The sequence below is a fragment of the Paraburkholderia edwinii genome, assembly GCF_019428685.1.
GTDB lineage: Bacteria > Pseudomonadota > Gammaproteobacteria > Burkholderiales > Burkholderiaceae > Paraburkholderia > Paraburkholderia edwinii.
On the sequence record NZ_CP080095.1, the window covers coordinates 4,239,247 to 4,252,547 of the forward strand.

The following is a 13,301-nucleotide window of genomic DNA, read 5'->3' on the forward strand; positions in this document are numbered from 1 at the left end:
AGTTGATCTCTGACACGGCTCGCAAAATCCGGCGAAACATCGAGTACGCGAATACCGCCATTGGCTCCGACAACATGAAGTCACTTCAAGCTCCTGGATTAGACTGGCGCGCGAAGGTGCGCGCCCACCCTAGGTTGCCTAGTAAAATATGCGAGCGCGTATCTGCAAGCCAGCGCCCCACGAGCGCTGTAACGGCGGATACAGGCCAATTTGGAATTGACACATGGCGCTCAGATTCCGTACGGGAAATTAGTGCAATGACTGTATGGTCAGCCGCTCGGCAACTTTCAGGGAAAGACTGGCTGCAGTTGGAGCTCGGGGGTGCTTTCCCGGCGCGTGTTCGTCGTTCATGGTCATGACGGCGAGGCGCGCGAGCTGGTTGCCCGCTTTCTGAGGCCAATGGATTTCGATCCGATCATCCCGCATGAGCAGGCCAACCAGGGCGGCACGGTCATCGAGAAGTTCGAGGCGAACAGCGACGTCGCCTTCGCGGTGGTACTGCTGACTCCAGACGATGTGGGCCGCAGCATCAAGAAGGAGAAACTGAAGCCGCGGGCACGCCAGACTGTAGTGCTTGAGCTCGGCTATTTCATCGGCCATCTTGGTCGTGACAAGGTGTGTGCGCTCAGGCGCGGTGATGTCGAGCTCCCCAGTGATTATGTCGGTGTCGTCTGGGAAAAGATGGACGACGGTGGGAGCTGGAAGCTGGCACTGGCCCGTGAACTAAAGGCCGCGGGTCACGAGGTGGATCTGAACAAGGCGTTCTCGCTGTGAATCCGCTTGCTGCACTCGATCGCATTTCCGCGCCGGCACTAGTTGTCGCCACCGGCGAGCGCGCTAGTGTGCGCTTTCTGGAGTTGTTCGCGGCGGCGATCCGCGATCCGCACACGCGGCGCGCGTATGCGCGCGCCGCGGGGGATTTTCGCATAGCGCTAATACGCCTGTCGGCACCACGACGGTCCGTTAAGGAGTAAATTCGCCACTCAAATTACTTCGCGACGACCGCAATCAACGGCGGCACGTCGAATACAAGGTCAGCGGTTTACGCCCTAGTCGATGACTGGACCGAACTTCCATAGCCGGACCAGATGCGGACGCTCGCCCGCTCCGCCTGAATGTCCGTTTATCGCACGATGCTTTGATTCAGCCCGGCCTACCTCGTCGTCAATAACTTTCTCCAAGGGCTTCTACGGACCTTCTAACGCCATCGCTCATTCACGCCGCAAAGCAGTCACCTAAAATCAGGCTACGGCTGCAGATCCTCGTCTTTGAGAAGGTTTTTTGCCACAACAGCCTCATCAAAAGCTTTCACGAGATTTTTGGTGTGGGCCTTTAAGTTCTCGACAAAGTTGTAGTTCAACAAAAAATATCCATTTTGAATTTTTATATCAGGATATTTGCCATTGAAGTCGCTTGGCGCCTTTCCGTCCGCATGCACCAAATAATGCCTGACTTCGAGATATGGGAGCGCCGAATCAATTAGCCCATGGTCAACACCAAGTGCCAACTTGTTGGATATTTTCTCGAGCAATTTGAGTGTACTCTTTTCGGCTTCGAGTGCCTGAAAAACTGAATCTGTTATTAATCTAGCAACAGATCTCCAGTCGCCAGCGATTAGAATGGCCTTTGCGTCAAATTTTACTGAATGCTCGCCAATGATTCTGCCTGCGTCAAAGCCGTTGGCTGCGGATTTTTCAAGTATAGTTCTCAGATAATGCGTTACTTCTTCGTAGAGATCCTTGACGTACGAAGAGTAGACTGTTTGTCTGAGGTGATTGATGAGTAGCTTTCTACTTGCATCCGAATTCTTTCTCCGGGTGAGATGGTGGTGTTTATCTTTGTCGAGATTCTTTAGAACATGTTTTGAATTCTCGTCCGTCAGTTCTCCGTTTATAACGTTTGCACGAATTATATCAATCACAGTAACGTCGTCATCAAAATAAATGATTTTCTGCTCGAATGCATGATAGGCTTTAGTTTTCATTGTTCAACTTTAAGTTATTTTCTCGCCAAATGCGTGCACGCCTATGATTTCCCCGGCTAGACGTGCCGCATTACTTTTGACCACTAGGTTGAGTAACCCCGGGTATCGCTATAGAAGAAGTTTAGGGTTACTTCCGGGTATTATTGATTCAATCCCCTTTGCAAAACAAGCTGCTCTTGCCTGACTCGACATTTCGAAGGCAAACAATGGGAGCCAGCTATCAACTCAGGGATTCGTCGAGACGGTGTGAGCACGACAACTCTGCACCTTCGCACGGCGAGTAATGCCCCTTTTCACAAAGTGAAGTAGCTCAGAGAGACCCAAATTTAAGCACATCATACATGCATACGAGTTTATAGAAATTTGTTGCGACGTTCGTTTTTGGGCTACCCATCAACGAAATGTTCTGTGTTAGGAACTCGTGAAGTTGTTGCGGCTTCAATGCTTTTTCAGGCAACAATCCAGCGTAGTTAACAACCATTTCGGGGTCACTTTGCTTCGCATAAGAAGCGAAGTCCTTGCTATATGCAGCTATCGCGTCAGCGGTTCTGCGGCCGACGCTCGTCGGACGAAAATCAGAAATGGCCTTTTTACTCGCCTTCGTTACTCGTGGTCCAATCTGACTTGCATCCCATTTGGGTGTACCCTGGGCGGCCTGGAGATATTTAAAGACCGGGACATAAGGAGTCTTTTTTAACAGCTCCGGCAAAGTGTCGCGCACAATAACATCTGCGAGATAGCCCCCGTCGTTGAAAAGCACATCCCTAACGATGTCGGGGCGGCTGATTGCCGTGTAACCCTTGTCGCGTAGCCGCTCTTGTATACCTACACCGATTGCAACCTCAATCGCGCTGACGTCGGTCGAATCATCGATGTCTTTCACGTATACACGTTCGTTAGGCGTCGTAGTATGTACGAGGTCAAAAACTTGTTGCTTGAGGATACGGAGAATCTTCGCCGGAATTCTTCGCTTAATCTTTGTGAGCGCAGCGAGGACGGTTGCCATATCGAAAGTCGTGACCTGAAATACGGGCAATGATCTCCCGTCGTTGGACAAAATTGTTCGCTCGAACCTGTCCTCTGTACTATATCGATCCCACTGCACGAAGATCAATCGGTCAGCAAGTTTTTCGACGTTCCGCGGTGACAGACAATTTAGTACCGAATGAATGATGTCAAGAATGTTTTTATCCGTGAGTGAGTATCCAAGGAATACAATAGGATTCTCGACAAAAAACGTCAGCAGCTTAGAGGCGAGGTAGGGGTTGCGCCGATGAAACTCGTTGTAGTCAGAAGACGTGAGGACCAGTGAATTCGGGTCGTCATAAGAGCCGTGAATCTTATAAATTTCGCCGATCCCTTGAATCTGTGCAAACAACAGTTCTTCCTGACCAACGTATATTTTGTAGTCAGGGAACAAGGCCTCCAATAATCCGTCCCAGTTGGTAGTTACGATGCCATCGACCACGACCTGCTTGAAAAGCTCAAGTTCAGCTAGCAGTCCCGCGTCTTTGGTAACCGTCCCCGCTGATGTAATATACTTAGCTATTTCGAACTTCAAGGCTGATTCGTCATTACTTGCCTGCTTTGAAAATTGATCTCGAGAGTCTTTGTACTTTTTTTCCTTCCACCATTTTTGGTGAAACTCCTTGGCCATGGCGGACGCCAACGCCGGTAAATCGCCGTTTGCGCTGCTACTCAAAAAGCCATAGTCAAGGTCATGCAATTCGCATTGCTTCTCCAGAAGCCCTTTCCAATTCTCCAATCCAAGATAGCGGCGCGCTATGCCTGAACCGACAAAGAGATAGGGGGGGGATGCGAACCCTCTGAGGTGAGCTTCGATTTGGTCTGTCAGACTCATTATTGGACTCTACTGTATCTGGTCTCGGAACATTGCTAACGAGAATATAACAGCGCCGAGACGAAGCAGCAGGCCGACTTCGATATTCGAACATCATTGACACTTCCGATAGTGGAAAATCAATGCGTATCGCATATCAAGCGTTTGCGAGCGGATATAGCTCTTGCGTCCAACCGCCCAGGCATGCATTGGGCTAGGAATGTCGGCGATTACCCTATAACTCGGTGCATGACTCTAATTGTTCGTTGCTGTTACCCTATGCTTAACAAAACGTGCGGACCGGCCCTAGGCTGAACTGCGTTGACATTCGGGGAGTATCATGGGGTTTATGAATTGCAGATGGGTAGCCATCCATATTCGCGCAGACTTGGGGCAGTGTGCATGACAGCCTTAGTCAAGCATAGCGCGCCAGGCCCCTATCTGGGTTTCGCGCTGCAGCCAGTCCGGCTCTGCTACTACCTCCTCAGCAGCCCAGCGGATTCGAGTGTCTCCTTAGAATTTCTGGACGATGTCGCCGTTCATTACTCAGATGGCAATGTCCTTTTAGAGCAGTGCAAGAGCGCACTGTCTCACAACGCACTTTCTGATTGGTCCGAGGATCTTTGGAAGACCATTGCGAATTGGTTTACCGCAGTCGAGTCCAAGAAGGTGGACGGTAGCCAAGCAACGTTTCGCCTGTATGTGACACCACCGAAGTCCGGAAAGGTCAGCTCAGCCATTCATGATGCGACGTCCCCGGATGCCGTGCACCGGTTGCTCAAACACGTCAAAAACAAGCTCAGCAAGAAGGCCGAACCGCCAAAGTGCATGTCGCACGTGCAGAGATTTCTTGACGTGACAACTAGTCTTCGCAATCAAGTCATCTGCAAGACCTCGGTTTGCAGCAGCGATGTCGATCCGATACAACCTATTCGAGCTCTGCTGGCGCCCACTGTTCCGGACGGGTCAATTGACCTCATTTGCGAAGCTGCCATTGGCATGGCACTGGCGAGAGCAGACCGCCTCATTCGCGATGGCATGCCCGCTCTGATTGGTGTCGGAGAGTTTCGGAAGAGTTTTCACGCCTTCGTTCAGCAGAACAACATGCCCGGCTACCTTACGTCGCTATCCGCGGTTCCAACGACAGCTGACATGAAGGCAGTGCTCACCAGTAGACCGATGTTTGTGCGGCAACTGCAGTTAATCGACGCCACGGAGGCGCAGCAACTTCGGGCGGCAAGTGATCTCATGCGAACGTCCGGTGACAAGGTGAGGTGGGCCGAAGCCGGATTTATCTACGACGACACTCTAAAAGATTGGGAGGACTCGTTGCTTCGTCGGCACGATGCGTTTGCCGGCGAGGTAAAAGACCTCCATTCGGACAAGCCGGAAGTCGTGCGAGGCCGACTCATCTACGGCCGATGCTCGGTCTTGGAAGTGCCCATAGGTAGCCGCACCGTACCTAGCTATTTCACCCACGGAGCGTTCAATGATCTGGCGGACAAGCGAGAGCTCGGCTGGCATCCAGAACATAAAGTGCTCCTAGATAAAGAGGACGGAGCATGAACGAGGTCGTTCAGCTACGCCGCCTTAGCGAGGCGGCACTGGTTCAGAACCCGGCGTTGGGTGCCTACGCGCTTTGGAAGTTTGGCCTTGGATACCAAGATCGTGACGGCGAAGCAACGACGCTGCCCCTTGCATTCCTTGTCCTTCCGCTGGTCCTGCATAGCTCGACATTGGCGATGGTGCTGAGCACGCATAAAGCTTCGGGCTTGCATTTGTTCGCCGGCAAGCTCGGGGATCAGCGGGAAGACCTCATTGCGATTCACAGTCGGGCGATGGCGTTAAGACGACTGAGCTTGGACTCACTAGTGTCCGCGGAGCAGTCCGGTCTCATTCGGATCGAACCGATGACGGCCACGATCTGGTCAAATGGTCCGTACGACGACTTTCGCATACCTGTACTGCCGGAGCGAATTCGACGCCTTGGGCCAGCTTGCGAAAGGATCGGCTACTGGTTCGCGGGGCTCACTGATCAGCAGGTAGTGCGCACACTGAAAGTGGAGTTTTGATGTATTTTCAATTGCGACAGCTCATTTTATGGCCACGACGCGGTGGCCAACCGCGCGTTGTAGAGTTTGAGCCCGGTGTGGTCAACGTCATCAGCGGGGCATCGAAGACCGGCAAGTCGTCGGTAATACCGATAATTGACTATTGCTTGGGATCAGAAAAATGCACTATCCCAGTGGGCGTGATTCGCGAGAGTTGTTCCTGGTTTGGAGTGCTGGTCGATACTCTTGAGGGACAAAAATTGATTGCCCGCCGGGAGCCCGGCGATTTGAAGGCTTCTGGCGACATGTTGCTTTTGGAGGGAGCGGAAGTCGAGCCGCCTCCCGCCGTCCTAGAGAAGAACCAAACAGTTGATTACGTCAAGGCAGTCTTGAATCGCCTCGCCGGTCTGTCAAACCTGCAATTCGAGCCTAGTAGCGAGGATCGATTCAAGTCACGGCCAAGCTTCCGAGATTTGATGGCTTTCATTTTTCAGCCTCAGAACATCGTCGCGAACCCCGACGTCATGTTCTTCAAGGCTGACACTACAGAGCATCGAGAAAAACTAAAAACCATCTTCCCTTACGTGCTTGGCGCAATCAGCCCTGAGCTTCTGCAAGCACGCCACGAGTTGGAGCGTATCTCACGGCAACTCCGCCGAAAGGAAGGCGAGTTGAAGGCTCGGCAAGCTTCGGGCGCTTCCTGGCAACGAGAGGGCTTCGCTTGGGTACGTCTTGCGATTGAGTACGGCCTGCTACCGGCGCACACGACTGTCCCGAACGACTGGTCCTCGATCGTAGACCTACTTCGAGCCGCAATGCAAAGCGACACTCAAGCCGCGGCCCCAACGCTGGCCTCCATGGACGTCACACTGGCGCGGCTCACTGAGCTGCGGACTGCTGAATCCACGCTTGTGATGAATCTGAATCACTCTCGTAATCGACTGCACGAACTGCGACGCCTGGAGGAAAGCAGTGACGCGTTTCGCGATGGCCTCCACGTCCAGCGTGACCGGTTGGAATTGTCGAGATGGATTCGCGGACTAGCCACTGAGCGTCCAGCAGCGGTACTTGAACCGAGCGAAGCTGGAAGAGCGCGGATTGATCAACTCTGCGAGGCGCTTGATGGCATAGAACTTCGGCTGCGATCGCATCCGGGGGTTACGGAATCCTTGGGAAGAGAAACGCTGCGTCAGCGAGAAGCGTTGGATACGATCCTTGCAGAGCTCGCGGTAGTGCGCCAAGAGATGCGGACACTGGAAGGCCAATCGGAGGAAGCGCGCAAGGTGACAACTCGTGGCGAGGAAATCTCACGTTTCCTCGGCAGACTACAAGAAGCACTGAGGTTGTATGAAACGCTCGACACATCTTCAGCGCTTAATGAAGAGATCTCATCGCTGAAGATGCAAGTTGAGGTCCTGAACAAGCTGATATCCGAACACGAAATAGGCCGGAAAACGGAAAACGCTCTGGATACCATCCAGTCCATTTCTTCGCGGCTAGTTCCACAGCTTGATGGGGAGTGGCCGGATGCCCCTATTCGGCTCAATATCCAAGATCTCACGGTAAAGGTCATTCGTGGTACGCGCGATGATTTCCTTTGGGAGATTGGTAGTGGTGCAAATTGGCTCGCATACCATGTGGCGCTCACTCTATCCCTGCAAGGGTACTTTCTTAGCAAACTAAATCATCCAGTGCCGGGATTGCTAATCTATGACCAACCAAGCCAAGTCTACTTTCCAACACTACGATCTGGAAAGGCGTCAGAAGAGAACGTAGACCCGGAATGGGACAACGAGGACGTAGCTGCAGTACGTAAGGTATTCACACTTTTCGATAGCATCATCACAAAAACCGCAGGTCGGTTGCAGATCATCGTACTTGATCACGCTGCCGAAGAAGTCTGGGGGGGACTGGCCAATGTCCAGCGCGTTGAAGAGTGGCGCGGACAAGGCCTAGTTCCCACTGAATGGATCTAGGTTCCCGACAAGCCATGCGAAAGACCGCAGGTCGTGAAGACCCATTCGATGGCCGTAAGAGTTGATATTTGCCGACACTGGTTTGCGAATGGCCGCAAAGGAGCAGCTGGCCGCCCGACGTCACCCCTTCTCCGACCGCCTGCTGTGGCCGAATAAGGCGTGTTCGGTTTCGACAATCGAATGCCCGGTTACTAGGCAAAGCCGACAACAAAACGTCCGATTGCTGATGCATGTGAACGGCAGCTTGTGGGCCGATGGTGGTCCATCAAGCGGACCGCACAATTCGCTGTGCTGTCTCGGAGAGCGGCTAAAATCCACAAATAGCTCACGAGTTCGAATCGCTGTACGTCCCAATTGTCATTCGCCGCAGGGTTCTGCATAAACGCCCCTCTCTTTCTCCAAGCTTTCACGCCATGCCAAAGAACCGCCCCCACCCGAGCGACCCCAAGCGCACAGCGAAAGCCCGCGTATCGGAGCCTCCCCCGCAGCCGGTAGATGAGCCAAGCCAACCGGATCTGAAGCGCGGCTCCACCCTCTCCGACCTCGCCACCCTCCGCGACGCCCTAAAAAAGCAATCCCAACACCAACAGCAACAACAAGCCCGCGCCCGCGAAGCGAAGCGCGCGGCCGACGCCGACTCCAACCTCTTCCGCCGCGAGCTAGGCGAAGGGGTAACGCCACTGGAAACAAAACCCCGCGCCACCCTCCCCCGCAACCCACCGGACCCGCTCCCAGTCCAAACGCGTCTAGACGAAGCCGCCGTCCTAACCGAAGCCATCTCCGACGAATTCGACCCCGAGATGCTTCTAGACACAGACGAATCGCTCTTCTACTGCCGCCCGGGCATCGCCCAGGAGGTAGTCCGCAAGCTCCGCCGCGGCGCATGGATAGTCCAAGCGCAACTGGATTTACACGGCATGCGAAGAGAAGAAGCCCGCGAATCCCTAGCCGAATTCATCCGCGAATCGAGCAAAAAAGGCCTGCGCTGCCTCAGAGTCATCCACGGCAAGGGCTTAGGTTCAATCGGCAAAGAGCCCGTCCTAAAAGGCAAAGTCCGCGCATGGCTCGTACAAAAGGAAGAAGTGATAGCCTTCTGCCAGGCCCGACCGCACGACGGCGGCGCAGGCGCCGTCCTCGTCCTGCTGCAACCAGGCGCACCAACAAACCAGCCCAAAGCCTGAACGAGGCCTGAACGCAGCCCGAATAAAGCGAAAGCAACAAAGCAAAACGCACAAACCAAAATGCACCCGCGCCTAACCCTAGCCCTTGCCGTCATGGAGGCAATCGGCATCCTCGCGTACGCCATTTCGGGCTTTATCGAAGCCCGCGCGCGCCGTCTGGATCCAATCGGTACATTTCTGGTCGCCATGGCCACCGCCTTTGGCGGCGGCACGGTACGAGACATCCTGCTCGAGCATCGCCCGTTCTACTGGGTCCAGCATCAGGACTATGTGATAGCGCTTTTCGTGGTGTCGTTCTTCGCGCCCATGTTGCTCAAGGCCGCCTCGGGCCTCTTCTCGGAGCGAGTGCTCCTGGTAGCCGACGCAATCGGCCTCGGCCTCTTCAGCGTCTCAGGCACATCGCTCGCCTTGGACGCCCAACTCCCCGGCTTCACCGCAGCGATGATGGGCGTCACCACCGGCGTCTTCGGCGGCGTGATCCGCGACGTGCTGTGCAACGAAGTCCCGCTGATCCTGCGCGACTCCCGCCCCTACGCAACCTGCGCGTTCGTCGGTTGCCTGCTTTATGTCTTTCTCGATCACATCAACTTCGACAACGTCTACAGCGTGCTCATCGCGACCATGTTCATCCTGATCGCGCGGCTCGTCACGTTCAAACTCAACATCCGCCTACCGCATTAGCGCATGGCAACGTGGTCAATGCCGTGTATCGTTTGCGGCAACCACAAACACATCCTTACCGTGATGCGCCTCCTGCTGCGCCTGCCGCTTCATCACGCGCCCACCTAACAGATTCTCGAACATATCCAGATCGAGCTGCGATTGCGCCTCGGCATCGGCCGCCACCTGCCCTAACAGCGCGAGCAGCCGAACCCGATCCACCGCCGGCGTCTCCGGACTTTCAATCGCACGCGCCAGCGCCGCGAGTTGCGCGAACTGGCGCTGATGTCGCCGCCCCGTCACCAGCGCTTCCTGCAGCAGCGCGCCAAGCAGATCGACACGCTTCTGCGACAGCGGCTTTTTGGGAGCAGAAGAATCGGACGTCATGATGCAGTCTCCTAAATGCTCATCAAAAAAGGCCCTAGCGTCATCGCACGCCTAGGGCCTTGGCATAGTCCGTCGGCAAAAATCCTTAGGCAATCCGTTCTTCGGTCGCCGGATCGAACAGCACGGCCTTCGACACGTCGAACAGCAGCGACATATTCTGGTCCGGCTGCGGATTCGCGCCCGGGTGCACGCGGCTCACAATGCGCTTGCCGTTCACTTGCGCAAACACCAGCGTATCCGGCCCCGTCGGCTCGATCACATCCACCCGCACCTCAACCTCCTGCAGCTTGCCACCTTCCGCATTGTGCGCATGGCGCGGATCGGTAATCCGCTCCGGCCGCAAGCCAAGAATCACTTCCTTGCCAATATGCGACTTCACCTGCCCGTCGAACGGCAGATTGAGCACCGTTTTCTTGACACCAGTGTCGAGCTCCATGCCCACGCCGGAACCCTGCTCCACGACCTTGCCCTGAATAAAATTCATCGGCGGCGCCCCGATAAAGCCCGCCACAAACAGATTCGAAGGCGAATCATAAATATCCTGCGGCGCGCCGAACTGCTGCACGATGCCGTCCTTCATCACCGCAATACGGTCGCCGAGCGTCATCGCCTCGATCTGATCGTGCGTCACATACACGATCGTCGTGCCGAGGCGCTGATGCAGCAGCTTGATTTCCGATCGCATTTCGATACGCAGCTTCGCATCGAGGTTCGACAGCGGCTCGTCGAACAGGAACATCACCGGGTCGCGCGCCAGGGCACGCCCCATCGCCACACGCTGACGCTGGCCGCCCGACAGTTGCCCCGGCTTGCGATCGAGCAAATGCTGGATTTGCAGCATGTTCGACACGCGATCGACAATCTGCGTCTGCTCGCTCTTCGGCACCTTGCGGATATTCAGGCCGAACGAAATGTTGTCGCGCACCGTCATCGACGGATACAACGCATACGACTGGAACACCATCGCGATATCGCGATCCTTCGGCGACAGATCATTGACAGTCTTGCCATCAATCTGAATCTCGCCCTTGGTCACGGTCTCGAGGCCGGCAATCATATTGAGCAGCGTCGACTTCCCGCACCCCGATCCGCCCACCAGGATCAGGAACTGACCATCTTCGATGTCGATGTTGACACCCTTCAAGACCGGCACCCCGTTCGGGTAGGTCTTGTACACGTCACGGATGGAAAGGCTTGCCATGCTGTGAATCCTCTTGTCTCTTAACCTGCTCGATTAACCCTTCACCGCGCCCGCCGTCAGGCCGCGCACGAAATAGCGGCCGGCGATCACATAGACCAGCAGCGTCGGCAGCGCCGCGATAATCGCGCCTGCCATGTCGACGTTGTATTCCTTCACGCCGGTCGACGTATTGACGAGGTTGTTCAGCGCCACCGTGATCGGCATCGAATCGACGCCCGAAAACACAATACCGAACAGGAAGTCATTCCAGATCTGCGTGAATTGCCAGATCAGACACACCATGAAAATCGGCAGCGACACCGGCATCAGAATCTTCGTGAAGATCATGAAGAAACCCGCGCCGTCAATGCGCGCCGCCTTCACCAGCTCCGCCGGAATGCTCACGTAGAAGTTGCGGAAGAACATCGTGGTGAACGCAATACCGTAGACCACGTGCACCACCACCAGACCGGTCGTCGTATTCGACAGGCCGAAGAAGCCTTCGAGACGCGCCATCGGCAGCAGAATCGCCTGGAACGGAATAAAGCAGCCGACCAGCAGCATCGTGAAGATCGCGTCCGCGCCGCGGAAGCGCCAGTGCGTGAGCACGTAACCGTTGAACGCGCCGATAATCGACGAAATCAGCACGGCCGGAATCACCATGCGCACCGAGTTCATGAAGAACGGTTCCATGCCGTCGCAGCGCACGCCCGTACACGCCTGGCTCCATGCCTTGATCCACGGCGCAAACGTCCACTGGGTCGGCGGCGTCAGCAGGTTGCCGTGGCGCAGCTGATCGATGTCCTTGAACGACGTCGACAGCATCACGTACAGCGGGAACAGGAAGTAAAGCGCAAACAGAATCAGCACCGCGTAAATCACGGCGCGGTTCAGGTTCATCTTAGGCTGCATTGCGGGTACCTCGCGATTCCAGATACATCAGCGGCACCAGCACGGCGACCACCGTCGCCAGCATCATCATCGACGACGCCGCTCCCACTCCCAACTGCCCGCGGTTAAACGAAAACGTGTACATGAACATCGCCGGCAAATTCGACGACGTGCCCGGCCCGCCCGCCGTCAACGCGACGACAAGGTCGAAGGTCTTGATCGTGATGTGACACAGAATGAGCAGCACCGAGAAAAACACGGGCCGCATGCTCGGAATCACGATCTTGCGGTAGATGGTCGGCAGCGTCGCGCCGTCCACTTGCGCCGCCTTGAAAATCTCACTGTCCACGCCGCGCAAACCGGCCAGGAACAGCGCCATCACAAAGCCTGTGGATTGCCAGACCGCCGCAATCACCACGCAGAAAATGGCCTTGTCCGGATCGCCGAGCCAGCCGAACGTAAAGCTCGTCCAGCCCCAGTCGTTGATCACCTTCTGAAAGCCAAGGTCCGGATTCAAAATCCACTGCCACGCAGTACCCGTCACGATGAACGACAGCGCCATCGGATACAGAAACACCGCGCGCAACGCGCCTTCATTGCGAATGCGCTGGTCGAGCAGAATCGCAAGGAACAGGCCCAGGCCGATGCAGATCGCAATAAACGGAATGCCGAACCAGCCGAGATTTTTTGCCGACGTCCAGAAGACATCGTTGTCGAACAGTTCGCGGTAACGCGCTAAACCGGCGAAGTCGTAACGCGGCAACAGTCGCGAATTCGACAGCGACAGATAGCCGGTAACGAGAATAAAACCATAGACGAAGACCAGACTGATCACGATGCTGGGCGACAACACCAGCTTCGGAATCCAGCGGTCGGCGAGTGCCGCCATCGGCGACGTGCGGCGCGCCACGGAAACCGTGCGCTTTGCGTTTCCGCTAATAGAAGCAGTCACAACTCGACTCCTGGAACTATGCCGCGAGAGCCGGCACGCTTTTCGTCGGAAGATCCGGAAAAGTGCGGCCCGTCGATTCGGCCGAGGGCGCGACTGTCGTCGAACCGTCTAGGCCCGGAGCGCATCCATGCGATTAGCACAGACGCGACCCCGGGCATCCTGCTACTGCATACCACTACTGTAGTGCGTGCAGCGCGAA

12 protein-coding genes and 1 pseudogene are annotated in these 13,301 nt (G+C 55.4%); 7 read left to right on the top strand and 6 right to left on the bottom strand.

Features of this window, described 5'->3' with window-relative positions:
- The first annotated feature begins 321 nt into the window (after nucleotides 1–321).
- Nucleotides 322–774 carry a TIR domain-containing protein gene (locus tag KZJ38_RS18770; RefSeq protein WP_246641552.1) on the top strand — a complete coding sequence of 151 codons (453 nt, stop codon included), beginning with the start codon at nucleotides 322–324 and terminating at the stop codon, nucleotides 772–774.
- Nucleotides 771–923: pseudogene (locus tag KZJ38_RS36655) on the top strand (tyrosine-type recombinase/integrase); the annotation flags it as partial. The gene KZJ38_RS18770 and the pseudogene KZJ38_RS36655, both read left to right, overlap by 4 nt.
- Before the next feature lie 323 nt (nucleotides 924–1,246).
- On the opposite strand, the gene KZJ38_RS18775 reads toward KZJ38_RS36655, so the two are convergent.
- Together KZJ38_RS18775 and KZJ38_RS18780 are read right to left on the bottom strand one after the other, a co-directional pair.
- The gene (locus KZJ38_RS18775) at nucleotides 1,247–1,984 is read right to left on the bottom strand and encodes a hypothetical protein (protein WP_219797671.1); all 738 of its coding nucleotides are present in this window, start codon (nucleotides 1,982–1,984) and stop codon (nucleotides 1,247–1,249) included.
- Nucleotides 1,985–2,294: 310 nt separating this feature from the next.
- Nucleotides 2,295–3,845: an SIR2 family protein gene (locus KZJ38_RS18780; protein ID WP_219797672.1), complete on the bottom strand. Its 1,551-nt coding sequence runs from the start codon at nucleotides 3,843–3,845 to the stop codon at nucleotides 2,295–2,297.
- A gap of 381 nt (nucleotides 3,846–4,226) precedes the next feature.
- Between KZJ38_RS18780 and KZJ38_RS18785 the strand changes: the two genes are divergently transcribed.
- The 5 genes from KZJ38_RS18785 to KZJ38_RS18805 all read left to right on the top strand — a co-directional run bounded on the left by KZJ38_RS18785 (nucleotide 4,227) and on the right by KZJ38_RS18805 (nucleotide 9,713).
- Nucleotides 4,227–5,390: an ABC-three component system protein gene (locus KZJ38_RS18785; RefSeq protein WP_219797673.1), complete on the top strand. Its 1,164-nt coding sequence runs from the start codon at nucleotides 4,227–4,229 to the stop codon at nucleotides 5,388–5,390.
- Nucleotides 5,387–5,896 carry a three component ABC system middle component gene (locus tag KZJ38_RS18790; protein WP_219797674.1) on the top strand — a complete coding sequence of 170 codons (510 nt, stop codon included), beginning with the start codon at nucleotides 5,387–5,389 and terminating at the stop codon, nucleotides 5,894–5,896. Before KZJ38_RS18785 ends, KZJ38_RS18790 begins: the two co-directional genes overlap by 4 nt.
- Nucleotides 5,896–7,851: a DUF3732 domain-containing protein gene (locus KZJ38_RS18795; protein WP_219797675.1), complete on the top strand. Its 1,956-nt coding sequence runs from the start codon at nucleotides 5,896–5,898 to the stop codon at nucleotides 7,849–7,851. The genes KZJ38_RS18790 and KZJ38_RS18795 overlap by 1 nt, the downstream gene beginning before the upstream one ends.
- Nucleotides 7,852–8,264: 413 nt before the next feature.
- Nucleotides 8,265–9,032: a Smr/MutS family protein gene (locus KZJ38_RS18800; protein WP_219797676.1), complete on the top strand. Its 768-nt coding sequence runs from the start codon at nucleotides 8,265–8,267 to the stop codon at nucleotides 9,030–9,032.
- 60 nt (nucleotides 9,033–9,092) lie between these two features.
- On the top strand, nucleotides 9,093–9,713 hold the full coding sequence (locus tag KZJ38_RS18805; RefSeq protein WP_219797677.1) for a trimeric intracellular cation channel family protein: 621 nt from the start codon (nucleotides 9,093–9,095) through the stop codon (nucleotides 9,711–9,713).
- Nucleotides 9,714–9,728: 15 nt separating this feature from the next.
- Here the strand turns inward: KZJ38_RS18805 and KZJ38_RS18810 are convergent, their stop codons facing one another.
- From KZJ38_RS18810 to KZJ38_RS18825, 4 genes are all read right to left on the bottom strand, one after another.
- A complete protein-coding gene (locus KZJ38_RS18810) occupies nucleotides 9,729–10,079 on the bottom strand; it encodes a hypothetical protein (protein ID WP_219797678.1) in 351 nt (116 codons plus the stop codon).
- A gap of 85 nt (nucleotides 10,080–10,164) precedes the next feature.
- Entirely contained in the window at nucleotides 10,165–11,280 is a 1,116-nt protein-coding gene (locus KZJ38_RS18815) for an ABC transporter ATP-binding protein (protein WP_219797679.1), read from the bottom strand.
- A gap of 33 nt (nucleotides 11,281–11,313) precedes the next feature.
- The gene (locus tag KZJ38_RS18820) at nucleotides 11,314–12,171 is read right to left on the bottom strand and encodes a carbohydrate ABC transporter permease (protein WP_219797680.1); all 858 of its coding nucleotides are present in this window, start codon (nucleotides 12,169–12,171) and stop codon (nucleotides 11,314–11,316) included.
- The gene (locus KZJ38_RS18825) at nucleotides 12,161–13,102 is read right to left on the bottom strand and encodes a carbohydrate ABC transporter permease (RefSeq protein ID WP_219797681.1); all 942 of its coding nucleotides are present in this window, start codon (nucleotides 13,100–13,102) and stop codon (nucleotides 12,161–12,163) included. The genes KZJ38_RS18820 and KZJ38_RS18825 overlap by 11 nt, the downstream gene beginning before the upstream one ends.
- Nucleotides 13,103–13,301: the final 199 nt, after the last annotated feature.